The sequence below is a fragment of the Nocardioidaceae bacterium SCSIO 66511 genome (genome assembly GCA_023100825.1).
Lineage (GTDB): Bacteria > Actinomycetota > Actinomycetes > Propionibacteriales > Nocardioidaceae > Solicola.
The window spans coordinates 828425-846167 of the sequence record CP095846.1 but is presented as its reverse complement, the minus strand read 5'-3'; the positions used below and the strand labels follow the sequence as shown (position 1 = coordinate 846167).

The window sequence follows — 17743 nt, the reverse complement described above, 5'->3', positions numbered from 1 at the left end:
GCACCGGCGCCGCACAACGAATCGAGTTGTGCGGCACCGTGCGTCGAGTCAGACGCGGTGCAGCCGAAACGGCAGGCTGCTGTGACCGAACAGAAAGTTCGAGTAGACCTGCCTCGGTTCGGCGGTCTCCTCGATCCTGGCAACCTGGTTACGAAGCGCGTCGAAAAGGCAGCGCAATTCGATGCGAGCCATGACCGCTCCTGGGCAATAGTGTCTGCCCTGCCCGAAGGTCAGGTGATCGTGCGCCGGACGGCCGATGTCGAACCGTCCGGGCCGTTCGAACTGCTCCGGATCCAGGTTGGCCGCGCTCAGCCACAGAACGACGACGTCGCCGCGGCGAATGGTTTGCCCGCCGATCCGCACATCGGCAGTCGCGGTTCGAGCGAAATGCATCGACGGCGTACTCCAGCGCAGCACCTCCTCGACAGCCGCAGGCAGCAGGTCCCGCGTCGTGTCGCGGGATTCCCGTAGAGCTGTCCATTGCGACGGGCACCGCGCGAACGCGAGAGCGCCGGTACCGGCAGATACGCGCGTCGACTCGTCGCCGCCGAGGATCAGGGAGTAGCAGTTCAGCGCGAGATCGTCGTCGTCCAACGGCTCGCCCTCGACCTCGGCGCTCGTGAGCACGCTGACGATGTCATCGCCCGGATCGCTCCGCCGCATGGCCACCAAGTCAGAAAGGTAGAGCAACAACTCGCTCCGAGCACTGATTGCGTCAAGTTCGGAGCTGTCCTCTGCATCAGACGACAGCGCTGCTTTGGTGTAGGTGAGTAGCTGCGGACGATCGGCCTCCGGCACCTCCATCAGGTCACAGATGGCCTCGATCGGGAGACGCTCGCAGACATCCGTTGCGAAGTCGACCGCGCCTTGTTCCACCGCCTCGTCGACGACGCGTGCCGTACGCCGCGCGATCGACTGCTCGACCGACTCGAGATGCCGCGGCGTGAAGAATCGGCTCATCGCCTTACGCAGCGCTCGATGTCGTGCGCCATCGGTCACCGCGAGCATGCGTCCGCCGGCGGGATCACCGCCGGCAAGTAGCGTATCGAGAATAGTTCCGCGCTCCGACGTGAAGTTCTCCCGATCGCGGTAGATCGTGCAGATATCGGCGTACGAGATGACCGACCAGAAGCCCGTGTCCTCGTACGGCTGCCAGAACACTCGACCGCGGGTGCGCATCAGCTCCCATAGTTCGACGAGATGCCCGTGTTCCCCGGCGCGGAAGGTCTGCGGGTCGGTGAGATCGAAGTCGAGTCCGGTGATCACCACACCACGATCCCGGCTAAGAAGCGCGACGACGAGTCCCACGAATGACCCGTGAATGATCTGTGCAAGGTCGGTCGACCAGGCGTCGCAACAACACCGAGACTCTACGGGTGATCCACCGCGCCACGGCTCCGAACGCACCGGCCACGAGACGCTGGCAGCACGGCGATCGACTCGCGCCGGGTACGCCACGCATCGTCTGCTGTCCCCACTCCGGCGGCAGCGCCACGTACTTTCGACCCTGGACGTCGGCGGTCCCCGACGGTGTCGCGCTGTCGTCCGTGCAGTACCCAGGGCGCCACGAACGCCTCGCCGAACCATTCGCGGACAGCGTCGGACAGATCGGGGACGCACTCGCTACGGAACTCCTCGCGGACGTCGGTGAGCAAGCCGTCGATACGCCGATCGTTCTGTTCGGCCACAGCATGGGCGCCTCTGTCGCGTTCGAGACCGCTCGACGAATTATCGACGCCGGAGCCACGCTGTGTGGACTCATCGTGTCCGCGCATGTCGCCCCAACTGTGCCCGTCACAAGCACCGTGCATGAATTGCCCGATGACCAGATGTGGCAGGCACTCGCCGAGTGGGGCGGCACCGAGGCCGAGGTCCTCGACCTTCCTGAACTGCGCGATCTGTTCACCCCTGCCATCCGCGCCGATCTCACCATCAGCGCCGCCTACGTCGACCCTGCGGCCAGCGGCAGTATCGATGTCCCGGTCATAGCCATGGCCGGCGAATCCGATTCGATCGCTCCGGCATCGGATATGTACGAGTGGGCAGATGTGACAACCGGCGGATTCACGATGCGCACTTTTCCCGGCGACCATTTCTACCTCGTCGATTACGTCGATGAGATCCTGCGCATCGCCGGCGATGTCCTACAAGCCGCGCAGTCCGACTCCCCGTAGGCTCGCCCGCATGAGTAATACCGTCACCGTGGACAGAGACCGTTGGCTCGGCTATCGATGGAACGGGCATGGCCTGGGTCGGCGCTCCGAAGACGGCGTGCTCGAGGATCTGCTCCTGTTGGGAATGCAAGGTAGCCGTCAGTCCAACGGCGAGCAGGCACTCTCCCAGCGCACCGCGCGCGTGGACAAGAAGGCGATTGCGGACGCGATCACGCCCGCCGGCCCGGCAGTGTGCATGTGGTCCGTACGCGGGGCTCCGCACGCACACAGCGCCGACCAACTCGACCTGGTGCGCGACGCCCTCGCCCCGCTCGAGTCCGACGACGGCGGCGCGGCGTTCGTCGACGCGGTCGATGAGGTCGCCGCCGCACTGGGGAAAATCGTGACAGGCAGGACACCCAAGGGTGACGCGAGCCGGCAGGTCGCCGACGAAGTGTCGCCGTCCCTGTCGTCGTACTGCCAGCGATGCGATGCCGTACACGTGCCGGACGGGTTGTTCCGGGCGGCCGTACGACAGGCGCAGATCGTCATCGGTCCGTCGGAAAACCGCGCCACGATCTTCTATCCGCGCCCGAAGGTGAAGCAGCAACGTACCGAGAACCCACGCAAGACGTTCCTCGAGACGTTCCTCAGGGTCAACGGCCCGATCACCAAAACGCTCTACCGGGACTGGCAGGAGGCCGGTACTACTGGCATCACCCGAGTCTGGAACGAGTTCGAGAGCGACCTCGTCAAGGTCAAGGTCGGATCGAAGAGGTGTGACCTTCCCGAGTCTCTGCTCGACGGCTTGCGTACGGCAGAACCTCCGGAGGGAGTCGCGCTGGTGCCGCCGAACGATCCGTACTTACGCCAGGTCGACCGTGCGTTGCTCGTGCCCGACTCAACGCGTCGCAAGGAGGTGTTCAAGGCGTTGTCCGGACCGGGCGCCCTCCTCGTGAACGGAGAGGTCGCCGGCGTATGGCGCTACCGCAGCTCGTCGAGCGAGGTGACGATCGAACCGTTCGACCGGCTCACCCCGACAGACAAGGACGCGGCCGAGGACCGTGCCGCTGCCGTCGCCGCCTCAACCGGCGACGACGCACCGGCGGTCACCTGGGACTGACCCGCTCGCGTGCCGCATCGGCGATGATCCCGCAGGTGGCCGTCAGTGCCCCGGCCACGTGTGCTACAGCATCGTCGGCCGATACCTTGGCACCGAACAGCTCCGGTCCGATCGGGGTCTCTGCGCGAACCCCCAACGTGCGCAGCTGATCGGCGAGATCGAACTCCCCTGAACCCGGCGTAAGACGAGCCGTAATGCTTTCGGTGACCAGATCGGACGCGGCACGGCGCGGACCGTCTGCGACTTGGAGCGCTGCGATCGGCAGGCTCGCAAGATCGACCGACGAGTCCATGCGATTCAGATGCCACAGATCGACGAGTAGCGCGGTGCCCATTCCCGCGTGCGAGCACAAATCCACTCCGGTTTCGAGGTCAGGCACCCCCGAGTAGACCTGGGGTTCGACCGCGAGCTTGACACCCCGCTTCGCGGCTGCGGCAGCAAGCTCGGCGAATCCGTCCCGCGCTTCGGCCTCGAGCGGCCGCCAGGTGACGTCAACGGCGTTCAGTAACGGGATGGCAAACCGCTCAGCCAGTTCCAGGCACGTCTGCACGGTTACACGCGCGTGCGCATTGTGCGCAGGATGGGCGGCGACAGCACCAGGAACCCAGGTGGCGACAGGGTCCAAGCAGGCGAGGGTCAAACCGGTGTCATCGAGTACCTCTTGCACAGCGCGGCCGTCGTCGGCCGCCACGGCCGCAACCAACTCGGTCGGGGACGCAGACAGCGACGCGTACTCCGCCTCCGCAGCCGCGTGCAGCCTCGTGATCAGGTCATGGTCGGCAAGTGTGCCTGCCCAAAGACACACCGGCGGCGTACTCATGATCGATGGCCGTCGAGTGTCGAGTCGGCGTCGCCGGCAATGCTGAGCGAGGCATCAAATGCGGACTCCAGTGATTCTGCGACCTGGCGGATCACCGCATCGCGCTGCTCCGTGACGAAGAAGTGATCGCCGCGGAGGATCGTGCACCGAAACGGTCCGACAGTCTGGCTTTGCCATGCCTGGATCTGGTCTGGCCGGGCCTCTGGGTCGTCATCGCCGCCGAACGCGTGCAGCAGTACGCGGAGTGGGGACTCGGGCTCGTAGCGGTACGTGTCGACGTAGTCGAAGTCGGCTCGCAATGCAGGCAGCACGAGTTCCCGCACCTCCGGGTCGGTCAGCACATGCGCCGGCATGCCGCCGATGCTCGCGACACGATCGAGGAATGCATCGTCGGACAGGGTCGAGTCTTCCGGTGACTCGACCGGAAGCTGTGGGGCGGGACATGCCGAGGCACCCAAGAACACCGGCTCGGGCAGCCCGCGCCGACGCAGCTCGCGTACGACCTCGAAGGCGAGGCGAGCGCCGACGCTGTGCCCGAAGAGCGCATATGGTCGGTCGAGCCGTCGCTCGAGCGCATCGGTGAGCTCCGAAGGGTCCAGACGGGGCAACTCCGCGAGTCGCGACTCGCGACCGGGCGGGCGTACCGGGATCACCTCGACGTCGGTGTGTTCGGCGAGCTTCTCCGGCCAACCGTTGTACGCCGAGGCTCCTGCCCCTGCATGCGGGAGACAGAACAGCCGTGCCCGCGCGGCCGGGCGAGGTGACGGGCACGTGAGCCACCGATCCACCGCTGTGTCACTGATCGTCATGCGTACTCCTGGCGCAGTTCGTCGACCGCCCGCGCGATGCGACCGTGGGTGGACTCCCACCTCGCGCTCGCCGCGCGCAGATCGCGCCGAGCGACCAACAGCGCGCTGGTGAGGCCGGCGAGGTCCTGTTGAACGGTCTGCGGTGCCGGTCCACCTCCGTAGCAGTTCGCTTCGGCTACGGAGGTCACGTCCAACGCGTCGACCGTGGTCGCCGTGTCTGCCCTGACGGCCTCGCGCAGCGAAATGTCGCGCTGGACCGCATGGCGCGCCGCCGCGCCGACGATCTCGTGGGCGGCGCGGAAACCTCGACCGTCCACGAACGCCAGCCGGTTGGCGATCTCCGTCGCCTGGGTCATGCCGGACTCCGCCCGCGCGAGCATCGCCTCGCGATCGGGGATCGCATACGACACAACCAGTCGCAACAGGGTGACCGTCTCGGTCGTGACACGTACAGCCTCCTCGACGTAGCGCGTCGCTTCCGTGTGCACCGCAATCGAGTTGGTGAACGGCGCCTTCTGGGTACCGGCCGACATCGCGGTGAAGGCGCCGAGGGCAGCGGATGCGCGTCCTTGGATGTGTTCGAGCATGTAGGCGTTGCGCTTCTGGGGCATCATCGAGCTCTGGCCGACCAGGAAGTCGGGCAATCGAAGCAGCGGCTCCGGCAGACTGACCCACCCGTGCAGGTCCGTGGCAACCCGACTGAGCAGATCGGCGATTCCGGTGGCGTCGGCGCACAGTCGACGCGCCGTGTCGCGTGAGGCAACAGCGGCCAACGAGTTCCTCGCCGGACGGGTGAAGCCGAGCAGTTCTGCAGTGCGCCGCGTGTCGATCGGAATGGAAGTGCCTCCCATGGCACCCGCACCGAGCGGACACTCGTCGAGGTCTTCGATCGCCGTCAGCATATGCCGCAGTGCGCGTCCGACCTCGCCGGCGACAGCGGCGAGGTAGTGCGCGTACGTGACGGGCAGCGCAGGCTGTCCGTGCGTGAACCCAGGCATCACCGTGTGCAGGTGGGTGCGTGCTTGCCGCAGGAGTGCGAGGTGCAGTCGCACCACCTTGGCGCCGAGGTCGGCGAGCGCCCGCCGCAGTGACATCGCCGCGAGTGTCGCGGCCAGATCGTTACGCGAGCGCGCCGTCGGCAGCCAGCCGGCCACCTCGAGGTCGAGTTGCTCGCAGAGGTAGGCCTCGTACATCAGATACCACCCGCGCGGCGCGGGACGTTCCCGTAGGCCGGTCAGGTCGGTTGCGTCCAGTTTGTCGATGGCATCCAGCACGGCCAAGCCGGCCGGAGCGGGGACGATCCCGCGTTCGACGAGCATGATCAGGTGTGCTCGGTCGACGTCCATGGCAGTGCGCAGCTCACCCGCTAACGCCTTGTCCACGCCTGGCTGTTGCACGATCGCCTGCGCCTCCGGAAGGAGGGTCGCGGTCAGCCGCCCGGTCACGCGGGACACCTGTCCGCGGTACCGATGAGCAATTCGAGCGCGGACTCGACCCGCTCGGCGGCCTCCTCTGAGTCGGCGCCTTCGGCAAGCACCCAGCCGACTCGGTCTCGGAAGTCGCCGTGCCCTGCACTGCCGACGCGGGAGTGGTCGTACGCGACCTCCACGACTCCGGGAAGGGACCTCACCTCACCTAGGTCGGGGCGCGTTCCAGGAGGCGGGTTGATGGCGAATCCGATGGCCGCACCCCGACGCCGGCCAGGCGCGGAGACAGGCTGCTCGCCCAGCAATGCCTGCAGATGCGCCGCAAGCATGTCAACGCCGGTCGCGACGCGCACGAGCCTGGTGATGAGTCCACCTGGTAGGCGCGGGTTGACCTCGATGATCCATTCGGAGTCGTCGGTGAAGCGCACCTCGACGTGTGCGTTCTGGTCCGAGAGACCAAGCGCACGGACCGCGGCAAGGGCAAGACCAGTGACTCGTTCCGCATCATCGGTCGTCAGGCGTGCCGGATGCTCGTGCCCGACCTCGATGAAATGCGGCGGCGAACCGAGGCGCGTCTCAGTGACACCGACCACCTCGCCACCGAGGATCTCCACCGAGAGTTCACGACCGGGTACGGCCTGCTCGACGAGAACCGCCCCGGGCAGCGCCTCGCCGCGCTCGTCGACCGACCCGGCGAGCAACGCGCCCGCGTGCGCTGCGACCTCAGCCGGGGTCGTACACAACCGCACACCCACCGAACCGCTGCCGGTCACCGGCTTCACGACGAACGGTCGGTCGATCTGCTCAGCGCAAGTGCCGGCCGACTGTGCGTCCCCAGCAACCATCCATTGCGGCACGGCAACGCCCGCCGCGGCCAGGACTTCGCGTTGGCGCGCCTTGTCGTTACAGCTGGCGACGGCTTCGGCGTTCGGTCCCCGCAGTTGCAACGCCGCCGCGACCCGTGCCGCCGTCTCGACGAAGCGATCAGACGCTGAGGTGACGAGTACGATCCGGCCGGGTAGGTCACGCAATCTGGCAAGCACCGCGTCCGGATCTGCAGTGTCAGCCGTCAGAACGCGGGCGCTGTCGACCGCGAACGGATAACGCGCGGGGTTCCGCGCGAGCAGCACTGGGTCGAGTCCCAGTCTCCGCGTAACGTGGAGCAGCTCCGCACCATGGCCCGTCGTATTGCTCTCGACGAACACCGCCACGCGATGCGTCATACAGCCTACCTCTCACCTCTGGAGCCGATCGTTCGCAAGATCGACGGCTTCCAAGTCCACGGCCACTTCCGCATGCACGTTTGTCACGCGGCCACCTCTGCCTTTGTGCTCACCCACTTCATCCGACTCCAGGTGCCGAGTTCCTGCGCTTCAGCGGGACTCGTCACGGCGACCGGATCGGTGGGGAGCTGCTTGAGCACGCAGTCGTGTTCGCGGCGCCAGCCGGGGTTGTACACCGTGTCCAGATAACGCTCGCCCTCGTCGGCCATGACAGCGACGACGGTGTCATCGGGATTCCGTTGCTTCACCCATTGCGCGACAAGGTACGACGCTCCACTGGTCGGGCCGCGGAACAACGCCTCTTCGCGCAGGAGACGTCGGGTCGCCGTGGTCGCCTCGGCGGCATTGACCCAGTGCACGGACGTGAACGCCTCGTGGGCGACGTTCGGCGGGATCAGGCTGTTGCCGAGACCGCGCAACACCCGCGGCCGGTCCTGCATACCGAACAGAACACTGCCGTGGGTGTCGACACCCACGACGTCGAGGGTGCTCTGGGAGCGCCGTAGCCCCGCGGACAATCCGCACATCGAGCCACCGGAACCAACGCAGCCGACGAGATGGTCGACGCGTCCGACGTGCTCGGTGATCAGGTCGGCGACCGAACCGTACGCGGCCGGATTCTGCGGGTTCGCGTACTGCTCGGGCACGAACGCGTCGGGTTCATTGCTGCGCAGCTGCTCGAGCCGGTCGAGCCGCGAGCGCTGGTATCCCCCTTCGGCGGCGGGATGTTCGACAATGTCGATGTCGGCGCCGAGCGCTTCGAGTTTGTTGCGAAAGGACTCATCGACGACGGGATCAGTCACCAAGGTCAGCGGCAACCCGCGCACTGCGCACACCTGCGCGAGTCCTAGTCCGAACGTGCCCGACGTTGTCTCGAGCACTCGCGTCCCTGGTCGGATCATGCCGTTCGCGAGCGCGTGGTCGATGATGTGCCGCGCGACGAGCAGCTTCATCAGCGGAAAGCAGACGGCCACGACCCCGCTCCGCAGCCGTACGAACTGCGGTAGCTCGTAGACGCGCAGCGCGTCGTCGGGGGTCCGGCCGGAAAGCTGAGTCACGATGCCACCGTCTCCCTGCCCGCATTCGATTCGAGTAGATCGGCGAGCTCGCCGACGCTCTGGTTGGCGAGGAACTCCTCGGCCGTCACCTCGAAGCCCAATTCGTTGAGGTTCGCAAGGAGCGAGATGCTGCGCAGCGAGTCGCCCCCGAGAAGGAAGTAGTTGTCGTCGATACCGACCTCATCGATCTGAAGCGTGTCGGCCCACAGCTCGCACAACCGTTGCTCGAGCGCGGAGTTCGGGCGCGCGGGTGGTCCGAGCGCGGCCAGATCGGCGCGGCGGGTCCAAGGCGACGGCAATGCAGCACGGTGCACTTTGCCGTTGCCGTCTAACGGGATCTCATCGATGACCTGAACATTGGCCGGAACCATGTACTCAGGTACGGCCTCCCGCATCCAGATGCGCAGATCGTTCGACGAGACCGCGCCGGGCGCTGACGGCGAGGCGAACACGCCGAGGCGCTTCTCGGCGCCGACATCGAAGGTCACCGCTGCGGCCTGCCGCACCTCCGGGTGCGCGCAGAGCACCGCCTCGATCTCGGCGAGCTCGATTCGATGGCCGCGCACCTTCACCTGCCGGTCGATTCTCCCGTGCATGCGGTATACGCCGTTGCCGTCAACGCTGCCGAGGTCACCCGACCGATAGCGTCGAGCTCCGGCGTGCGGTGAATCAGGATCGGGAACGAACCGCTCCGCAGTCAGCCGGGGACGCCGATGGTACCCGCGCGAAACCCCGACGCCGCCGATGAGAATCTCTCCGGTGCCATGCCGATCCCCGCCTTCGCCGAGGGCGAGGCGCTCACCGACGGGAGCAACGCCGATAGGAACCGATGTCTCCAGCTGCTCGTACGGCTCGGCGCGGTACAAGGCGGAGTACACCGTCGTTTCTGACGGACCGTACGCGTTGAACAGACCGCGGCGCGTCGTTGCCGCTGCACGCATCCACCGCGATGGCGCGAGCACGTCACCGCCGGCCTGCAAGGTGCCTACCGAAGCAAGCGCGTCGAGGTCATGTTCGACCATCAGGTGGAACACTCCGGCGGTCAAGAACATCCAGTCGGGACGCACCCGGCGGATGTCGGCCGCCAACTCGGCAACCGAACGCCCTCCGGCCAGTATCACCAGACAGGCGCCGTTACAGAGTGCGCCCCAGATCTCGAAGGTCGCCACATCGAAGCTGATCGACACGTTCTGTGCGACCGTCTCGCCGGACTGGACGGCGAGCCGCGGTTCATCGAGAAATGCGCATACGTTGCGATGTTCGACGATCACGCCCTTGGGAGCTCCGGTGGAGCCCGAGGTGTAAACGGCGTACGCAGCATTGGATCCCACGACCTCGCGCCGCGGCTCAGTAGACGGTTCGGCAATCGCCGCGTCCACATAGTCCTCGGTGACGGTGCGAGCGCTGTCGGAGTCATCGCACATGAACCGTTGTCTATCCGCCGGATAGGACGGGTCGATCGGCACATATCGGGCGCCGGCCTTGAGAACCGCCAGGAAGGCGATCACAGCGCGGTGGCCACGCGGTATCTGGACCGCAACGCTGTCCTCGATACCGACGCCGTCGCCGGCGAGCCGAGCCGCCACTGACGCCGCACGGGCATCCAACTCGGCGTAGGTCAGCACCGTGTCGCCATCTACGATCGCCGGGTTGTCAGGGGTCAGTCCTACCCAGTATCCGACGCGATAGTGGATCACGTCGTGCGCCACATCACCGTCCCGCACCTGGACCTCCCTCGCTCTCCGGTGTGCCATCGCATCGAACTGTCAGCCAGTAGGCACCTGGCTGACAACACGGCCGAAGGATTCCGGGCAGATCCGGCGGCGGCCATGGAACATCCGCGACAGATCGGCTGCGCCCCCTCGGGCAGGACGCGATGGTGACTGGGTACCCGACCGGAAGGCGCAGTACGACATGGGCACTTGGGCACTCGGCGCCACCGTGGCAGTCACCGGAGCGAGTTCCGGCATCGGCCGCGCCGTTGCATGCCGCCTCGCCGCGGCGGGTGCGACCGTCCTCGCAGTCGCCCGTCGCGGGGACGAGCTTGCAGCCGTCGCAGACACCTACCCCGACGGTGGTGGTGATGGACTCGTGGTGCCTGTCGTCGCCGATGTGACGGATCCCGATACCCCGCCTCGCCTGCGCGAAATCGTCGACCAACGCTCCGATCGACTCGACGGGCTGGTCAACTGCGCCGGGCTCGCTCGCTTCGCGTCGATCGACGCTGCAGATCTCGCAGACCTGGATCGCATGCTCGCCGTGAACGTCAGGGCACCAGCCGCACTCGTGCAAGCGCTGCTCCCTGCGTTACGTGCGGCCGGCGGGAGCGTCGTCAACGTGACGTCGATCGGCGGTGTCGTCGCGATGCCAAATCGTGCCCTGTACGGGGCAAGCAAGGCTGCCGCGAACAGTCTCACGCGCTCGCTCGCACACGAACTCGCCCCAGACGTGCGAGTGAACGCCGTCGTCCCGGGCGCTGTCGACACCCCGATGTACGCCGACCTCGGACTCGATGAGCAGCACACGGCGACGCTGCGCGAGGGTCTACTCCGCACGACGCCAATGGGGCGTTTCGGCCAACCGGACGATGTCGCCCGCTATGTGTGCATGCTGCTCGACCCATCCGTATCGGGCTGGGTCACCGGAGCCTTGGCGACGGTCGACGGCGGCCGCAGTGCGTGACAACCCTATCCGAGGAGAGGACAACACATGACCGAGTTGACAGATCGTCCGGCGGCCGGCGTACCCGACGCAGCCTCCGCGGAATACTTTCCGATGGAGGGCGTACCGGAGTCCGTTCTGCACAAGGTGTTTCGAGCATCCCACCGTTGGATGCTGACCCACGGCCGAGACGTCAACGCACTCCACGTCGGCGAACCGGCCTATGGCATGCCGCCGTCGGTGGTGACAGCGATGACTGATGCGATCTCCTCCGGAGACACCGCCTACACGAGTGCCGAGGGTGCGTCAGAGCTGCGGGAAGCCTTGACTGCCAAGCTCATTCGACAGGGCCTCGATGTATCACCCGACTACGTTTTCGTCGCACCCGGCTCATGCCAGGGTCTTTCGGCGGTGGGCAAAGCGGTACACACCCCCGGTTCGGCGTGGCTGATTCCCCAGGTGCACTGGCCGATCTACCGCCAGCAGGGTGCGGTGAACGGCTACGAGACGCTCGCATACCCGCTCGGTAAGCACTACGGACTGGACGTCGACAGGATCGCACAAAGCGCCACGGCGCAGACCCGGGTGATCGTCGTCAACTCCCCGGCCAATCCGACCGGTGCTGTCGCGGACGACCGCGACCGGCGCGAGCTGCTCACGCTCGCGACCGAGCGCGATTGGATCGTGATCAGCGACGAAGCGTACGAAGACTTCGTGTACGACGGGAAGCACACACCGCTCGCCACGCTCGAAGCCGACATCGACCCGGCCGAGCGACGGGTGTTCTCGGCCTTCACCTTCTCCAAGAGCCACGCCATGACCGGATGCCGCGTCGGATACGTGGTAGCGCCGAACGATCGCTTCGCAGCACTGGTACGCAGAGTTCAGGAAGCGACGATCATCGCTCCGCCCACGCCGGCTCAGCGAGGAGCTCTCGCTGCGCTGGACGAGCATGACGCGGTACGCGACAACGTGGCATACGTGCGCGCGTCCAGGGACGCAGTCATGCCGGATCTGATTGCCGAAGGACTGATCGACGTCCCGCCGGCCGGTGGTTGGTACGCGTTGCTCAACATCGCGCAGTCGGGACTGGGCGCGCAGCAGTTCGCGGACCGACTGCTCGACGAACGTGGAGTGGGCGTTGCACCGGCAGCGGCATTCGCCGTCGACGACGATCCGGTCGCGCGCGACCTCATCCGCATCTCGATGGCCGGAGACCGAGACCAGCTCGTCGATGGTGTCCGGGAGATCATCCAGGCGTGTCGCGAATGGGGCGACACCCGAGACGTACGAAGCGAGGCGACAACGTGAGCGACGATCTCACTTATGCCGGCTACATCAACGTCGATGAGCTACTTGATTTGCAGCATCCCCGCGCGCGAGACGAGGTGACGCTGACCCATACGTGCGAGCACTTCTTCATCGTCACCCACCAAACCAGTGAGCTGTGGCTCAATCAGGTTCTGCTCGACATGGACGAAGCGACCGCAGCCATCGAACAGATGCGCTACCTCGACGCAGAAGAATGCGTACAGCGGTGCGCGACTGTCGTCGATGTGATGGCCTCGAACCTCGATGTGCTCGCGACGATGCCGCCCGGCCGCTTCGCATCATTTCGTACTGAGCTCGGAACCGCGTCTGGTGCGCAGTCGCGACAGTTCCGCCAGTTCGACCGACTCCTCGGCGTCGGCGGTCACTCCGCGTTGCTCGCGTCGCTGCTCGCCGCGTGCGACCGGGAACAGGTCAGGCTGCCCGGGCTACTACGACCGGGCGACCCGGAGCACCCCGACCTCGCGAAGATCGTGCTCGGCATGCTCGACCTGTCCCGCAAGGCGTGGCGTTGGAAGGTGATGCACCTCGAGCTCGTGAACCGAATGATCGGCGCGCACGCCGACGGCACCGGCGGCTCTGCCGGCTCCGACTACCTCGCGCGACGCCTGCGCATGCCGTTCGCGCCGCTCTGGAGTGCGGTCTCGACGATGCACGAGAACGCGGCAGCGACCGAGAGCGACGACAAGCCGGCCGACTCCAATGCGGCGGCCGCGGCGTGCCCGCACCTAGCCACCGAAACTGCCTGACTTCCTGCTCGGTTTGCAGTTCGAAGCGGTGCGGCGACGACGTCCGCTATGAGCGGTGGCCCCTTGCGTCGAGCGCGCGTTTGGTTCGCGCGATGGTCTCTGCGAACCGTACCGACTCCGCAGCACAGGTAAGCCGCAACTCGAGCAACCCCGAAGCTCTGCCGGCGACGAGAGCCGGGTCCACGGCGAACGTACTCAGCGGGTAGCACGAGACCGACTCGGTGAAGAGCATCTCGCAGCGTTCACGGTCGTCGACGAGGGCTGGGTCGACGTGGATTCCCACCACGCAGTTGAAACAACCCGCATGCTTCGTATCCCAAGCCCAGTACGAACCCAATGCGTCACGCGCGAACTCGAAGTTGTGCTCGACAGTCGAGCGCATGCGCTGCAGGTCATCGACGTGTGCTACATCGTGCGCGCTGATACTCGCACCGTTGTTGTTCGCGCTGACGTGGATGCGTGCCGAGGTCGCCAGGTCATCGGCAGCAGCGGCGGCCAGCAGCAGCGGCGGGCAACCGCCGATCTCGGTCGCCGAATGTCGCTCCACCAGCTCCGCTGCTGCGAGCAGATAGCCCGTCCGAAGTCCGCTGATAGCGCGCCGCTTCGACAAGCTGTCGACGACCAGGCATCTGCCGGTAATAATCCATTCCCCCAGCTGGCGTGAGGTTCCGCCGGTCATCGAGTTGCCGGGCAGACAACTGTCGGACAGGATCTTGTCCACGACGAGATACCCTCCGCGATCGATCACCGCGGCCCCGATCGCATCGAGCTCGTCCGGCGTGTACGTGTCGCCGGTGGGGTTGTTCGGCGACGTGAGGACGACGACGTCCGGACGGCACGCTGCGATCGTGTCCAGTACTCGGTCGGCCGACGGTACGAGCTCGTGTTGCTGCTCGCCCCAAAGCTCGCGAAAGGTGTAGCCCTGTTGCAGCAGTGCTTGGAAGATCAGCGGCACTTGAGGTCCGAGTACGAGAGCGCGTCTTCCCGACGACGGCAGTGAACGCAATGCGATTTGCACACCCTCGTGTGCTCCGTAGGTGACGACGACATTGTCGCGCCCGATACTCCAACCGTTCACGCTGTTCTCGTACGTCGCGACTGCGTCACGCAGCTGATCGTCTCCGAGCGGGCCGCTGTAGGTGTTCATCTCCCAGTACTGCCTGGGTCCGAATGCACGCAATGCGTCGGTGAACAAGCGCGGCGGGGTCAACTGATTGGTGCCGGAGGACAACTCATAGTCGCCCATGTGGGTGCCGTCCGGCGCGACGTAAAGGGTGTTGTCGAGCCAGCCGTACAGCGTTGACAGCCAGTCGATGTCGATGACCGGCGCACCGAAACCCGGTACGCCACTGTGATCCCATCCGTCCACGAGGGGCGGTTTGGGAGCCGGCTCTGTTCGAGCGATCGTCGCGATCGTCAACACCTCCGCACACATCCGATCCGGTCGTCAGCAAGTCTCCGTGTCCTTGAACGCAATACACGGGGACCTGTTCCAAACCTGTTTCTCCCTCTCATGCCATGCCACCCCGAGGACATACTCGGGGTCACGAACGCCCCACCCGTCGAGCCGACGGCCAATGGCGACGCCCAAGACAAGGAGCAGGAACATTGATTGCGGTACACATGCGCAAACGACTCGCGATCGCAGTGATCGCCGCCGGTCTGGTTGCGTCCTTCTTCATGGTGGGCGTACACAGTCCTTCGAGCGCCACGAACGAGGAGACCGCGGGAATCGACTGGCAAGCCTGTGGAGATGACGGGTACCAGTGCGCGATGCTCGCGGTGCCGATCGACTACTCCGAACCGTCCGGTCGGTCCATTCAGATCGCGCTTACGCGCAAGCCCGCAACGAGCGGATTCAACCGTGGTTCGGTCGTCGTCAACGCAGGCACGCAGAATGGCGGCGGCACCGGCTTCGTCCAGCAGTTTCCGCAGGCTTTCGACGAGATCAACAGGTTCCATGACGTCATCGGGCTCGACACCCGCGGCGTTGGTCACAGCTCGCCCCTCGTGTCATGCGTGACGTACGAGGAAGAGCGACGCATTGAGGCGCCGCTCTCGGCGGCGCAGACCACTGCCGATCGGGAAAAGCGCATCCAGGAGGCGACCGATCTCGCTGCCAAGTGCCAAGAGCAAAGCGGACGCCTGCTCCCGCATCTGAGCAGTACGACATCGGCTCGCGACCTCGACCGTGTTCGCGCCGCCCTGGGCGAGCGTCAACTGCGGATCGTGACGGCTGCCGGCGGATCGACGTTGGCGGAGAACTACCTCGCGATGTTCCCGAAGAGAGTCGCGGCCCTGGTGCTCGACTCGCCGTTCGACACTCCGCAGTACGTCGACCGTCCGTTCGCCTTCGACATCGAACAGTCGATCGCCACCGAGCGAACGATGCGCACGTTCTTCTCCTGGTGCAAGTCGAACGAAAAGCTGTGTACGTTCGGCAACGGACATCCGCACCTGGCGTTCACCGCATTGCTCGACAAGACTCGCAAGAACCGGCTCAACCATCCGGGACGCTGGGACGTACTCACCGACGGCGCACTCGTCGACCTCGTATCGGGCGCGATGCTCTTCCCGCAGCAGTGGCCGGAGCTTGCGAAGAACCTTGCCGCCGCTGAGAAGCAAGCGGTGCCGATGGCCCCGTTGAACCAGGGCGACGACCGCGCATTCGCCGAGTTCTACTCGCAAACCTGTCTCGACCGAACCTTTCCGGACGATCCCGCCAGCTTCGACGACCAGTTGCGCCGCTCCAAGCGAGCTGCTCCGCTGATCGGCGGCCGCTACGGCTACGCGGAGTTCAAGTGCTACGCCTGGCCGACCGAGGCGAAGGAGCGATTCTCCGGACCCTGGACGAACCCGCACGACGTACCCGTGCTCGTTCTCACCGCGGACGACGACCCGCTGGCACCGTACAAAGGCGCTCGACGGACGGCCAGCCGACTCGGCGCCCGCACTGTGCACGTACGCGGCAGCGGCAGCATCCAGCTCGGGCGTGACTCGTGCATCGATACGACAGCGACGATGTTCCTGACGCTCGGCTGGGCACCGAAACGCACGACCTGCACGACGTCGCTGCCCGGCGAGTCGTCCTGACCACCGTCAGCACGCGGAGGACCATCATGACCACGATCGTCGACCGACATCCGCTCTTCACTCATCGGTTCGTCGAAGACCCCTACCCGGTGTACGCGCACCTGCGCGACGAGGAACCCGTGTCTCGCGCCCGTTCGCCACACGGCTTCGACATGTGGACCCTGTCGCGCTACGACGACATCAAGGAATCACTCACCGATCCCCGGCTGAGCCGAGATCTGCGTAACGCGCCCGCGGGTGTCATCGAGTACACCGGTGGCACGGACCTGCTCACGAACAAGAACCTGCTCTCGGTCGACCCGCCTGACCACACGCGCATGCGAAAAACGGTTCAAGCGACGTTTACGAACCGACGGGTCAAGGAACTCGAGGGATGGATCTCCGAGCTCGTCGACCGGCTGCTCGACGGTATGGAAGGACGCGAGGAGGTCGACCTCGTCCACGCGTTCGGAGTCGCGCTGCCGCTGACGGTCCTGTGCCGTGTCATGGGCATCCCGAACAGCGACCGGCTCAGTTTCCGCCGCTGGATGGATGGGTTGGTGCAGAGCGGTGCCGGCGGCACCTCAACCGACTCGCTACGCGAGTCTCAACGCAATCTTGCGCAGTACTGCAAGAGCCTCATCGCCATGAAGCGCGCCGATCCGGGCGACGACCTGATGACTGTGCTGGTCAATGCCCTCGACGAGGACGAGGTACTCAGCGAAGAGGAGGTCATAGGGATCACGTTCCATCTCCTCATCGCCGGACACGAGACGACGATCGGGCTTCTCACAAGTGGCCTGATGCTCCTGCTCACCCACCCCGAGCAGCGTCGGCTAGTTGAGAACGACCCCGCGCTGTGGCCGCTCGCCGTTGACGAGGCAATGCGTTTCGAGTCTCCTCTCGGCGTGACACTCGCCGTTGCGTTGGAGGACGTCATTTACAGCGGCCGTACGGTGCCCGCCGGCGAGGTCGTCGCGGGATTGCTGCAAGCCGGCAACCGGGATCCGCGTCGATACCGTGACGCGGACGTCTTCGATGTGACACGCACTGACAACCCGCACCTCGGCTTCGGGGCCGGCATCCATCGCTGCGTCGGCGCACTCTTGTCGCTGGCAGAGGCCCGCATCGCCCTGCCAGCCATCTTCGAACGGTTCCCACAGATGGCACTCGCCGTCGAGCCGGAGCAACTGCGCTGGATGCCAACGCCGTTGTTCCGGCAGCTACAGCAGTTACCTGTTCGCCTCGGCGAGTGAGAA

General features: G+C 65.8%; 15 protein-coding genes. 7 read left to right on the top strand and 8 right to left on the bottom strand.

Annotated features, from left to right (window positions below):
- Nucleotides 1-48: 48 nt before the first annotated feature.
- Nucleotides 49-1266, bottom strand: a complete 1218-nt coding sequence (locus tag MU582_03925) for a cytochrome P450 (GenBank protein ID UPK75799.1) — start codon at nucleotides 1264-1266, stop codon at nucleotides 49-51.
- A gap of 110 nt (nucleotides 1267-1376) precedes the next feature.
- Between MU582_03925 and MU582_03920 the strand changes: the two genes are divergently transcribed.
- Both MU582_03920 and MU582_03915 read left to right on the top strand, forming a co-directional pair.
- Entirely contained in the window at nucleotides 1377-2174 is a 798-nt protein-coding gene (locus MU582_03920; GenBank protein ID UPK75798.1) for an alpha/beta fold hydrolase, read from the top strand.
- A 10-nt stretch (nucleotides 2175-2184) separates the two neighbouring features.
- Nucleotides 2185-3276 carry a winged helix DNA-binding domain-containing protein gene (locus tag MU582_03915; GenBank protein UPK75797.1) on the top strand — a complete coding sequence of 364 codons (1092 nt, stop codon included), beginning with the start codon at nucleotides 2185-2187 and terminating at the stop codon, nucleotides 3274-3276.
- Here MU582_03915 and MU582_03910 read toward each other — a convergent pair.
- The 6 genes from MU582_03910 to MU582_03885 form a co-directional block, all read right to left on the bottom strand.
- Complete coding sequence (locus MU582_03910) at nucleotides 3263-4096, bottom strand: sugar phosphate isomerase/epimerase (protein UPK75796.1); 834 nt, start codon at nucleotides 4094-4096, stop codon at nucleotides 3263-3265. The genes MU582_03915 and MU582_03910 overlap by 14 nt on opposite strands.
- Complete coding sequence (locus tag MU582_03905; GenBank protein ID UPK75795.1) at nucleotides 4093-4905, bottom strand: alpha/beta fold hydrolase; 813 nt, start codon at nucleotides 4903-4905, stop codon at nucleotides 4093-4095. Before MU582_03905 ends, MU582_03910 begins: the two co-directional genes overlap by 4 nt.
- Nucleotides 4902-6350, bottom strand: coding sequence for a lyase family protein (locus MU582_03900; GenBank protein ID UPK75794.1), 1449 nt, complete (start codon nucleotides 6348-6350; stop codon nucleotides 4902-4904). Before MU582_03900 ends, MU582_03905 begins: the two co-directional genes overlap by 4 nt.
- Nucleotides 6347-7555, bottom strand: a complete 1209-nt coding sequence (locus MU582_03895; protein ID UPK75793.1) for an ATP-grasp domain-containing protein — start codon at nucleotides 7553-7555, stop codon at nucleotides 6347-6349. The genes MU582_03900 and MU582_03895 overlap by 4 nt, the downstream gene beginning before the upstream one ends.
- An 83-nt stretch (nucleotides 7556-7638) precedes the next feature.
- On the bottom strand, nucleotides 7639-8673 hold the full coding sequence (locus MU582_03890; GenBank protein UPK75792.1) for a cysteine synthase family protein: 1035 nt from the start codon (nucleotides 8671-8673) through the stop codon (nucleotides 7639-7641).
- On the bottom strand, nucleotides 8670-10397 hold the full coding sequence (locus MU582_03885; GenBank protein UPK75791.1) for a non-ribosomal peptide synthetase: 1728 nt from the start codon (nucleotides 10395-10397) through the stop codon (nucleotides 8670-8672). Before MU582_03885 ends, MU582_03890 begins: the two co-directional genes overlap by 4 nt.
- Before the next feature lie 190 nt (nucleotides 10398-10587).
- On the opposite strand from MU582_03885, the gene MU582_03880 reads away from it, so the two are divergent.
- Genes MU582_03880 through MU582_03870 form a run of 3 tightly spaced genes read left to right on the top strand, consistent with a single transcriptional unit; the run spans nucleotide 10588 to nucleotide 13412 of the window.
- Nucleotides 10588-11355, top strand: a complete 768-nt coding sequence (locus tag MU582_03880; GenBank protein ID UPK75790.1) for an SDR family oxidoreductase — start codon at nucleotides 10588-10590, stop codon at nucleotides 11353-11355.
- A gap of 27 nt (nucleotides 11356-11382) precedes the next feature.
- Nucleotides 11383-12645, top strand: a complete 1263-nt coding sequence (locus tag MU582_03875; GenBank protein ID UPK75789.1) for a pyridoxal phosphate-dependent aminotransferase — start codon at nucleotides 11383-11385, stop codon at nucleotides 12643-12645.
- The gene (locus MU582_03870; protein ID UPK75788.1) at nucleotides 12642-13412 is read left to right on the top strand and encodes a tryptophan 2,3-dioxygenase family protein; all 771 of its coding nucleotides are present in this window, start codon (nucleotides 12642-12644) and stop codon (nucleotides 13410-13412) included. Before MU582_03875 ends, MU582_03870 begins: the two co-directional genes overlap by 4 nt.
- 46 nt (nucleotides 13413-13458) lie before the next feature.
- Here the strand turns inward: MU582_03870 and MU582_03865 are convergent, their stop codons facing one another.
- Nucleotides 13459-14781 carry a pyridoxal phosphate-dependent aminotransferase gene (locus tag MU582_03865; GenBank protein ID UPK75787.1) on the bottom strand — a complete coding sequence of 441 codons (1323 nt, stop codon included), beginning with the start codon at nucleotides 14779-14781 and terminating at the stop codon, nucleotides 13459-13461.
- A 239-nt stretch (nucleotides 14782-15020) separates the two neighbouring features.
- On the opposite strand from MU582_03865, the gene MU582_03860 reads away from it, so the two are divergent.
- Entirely contained in the window at nucleotides 15021-16505 is a 1485-nt protein-coding gene (locus MU582_03860; GenBank protein UPK75786.1) for an alpha/beta hydrolase, read from the top strand.
- A 26-nt stretch (nucleotides 16506-16531) separates the two neighbouring features.
- On the top strand, nucleotides 16532-17740 hold the full coding sequence (locus MU582_03855) for a cytochrome P450 (GenBank protein ID UPK75785.1): 1209 nt from the start codon (nucleotides 16532-16534) through the stop codon (nucleotides 17738-17740).
- The last annotated feature ends 3 nt before the right edge of the window (nucleotides 17741-17743 follow it).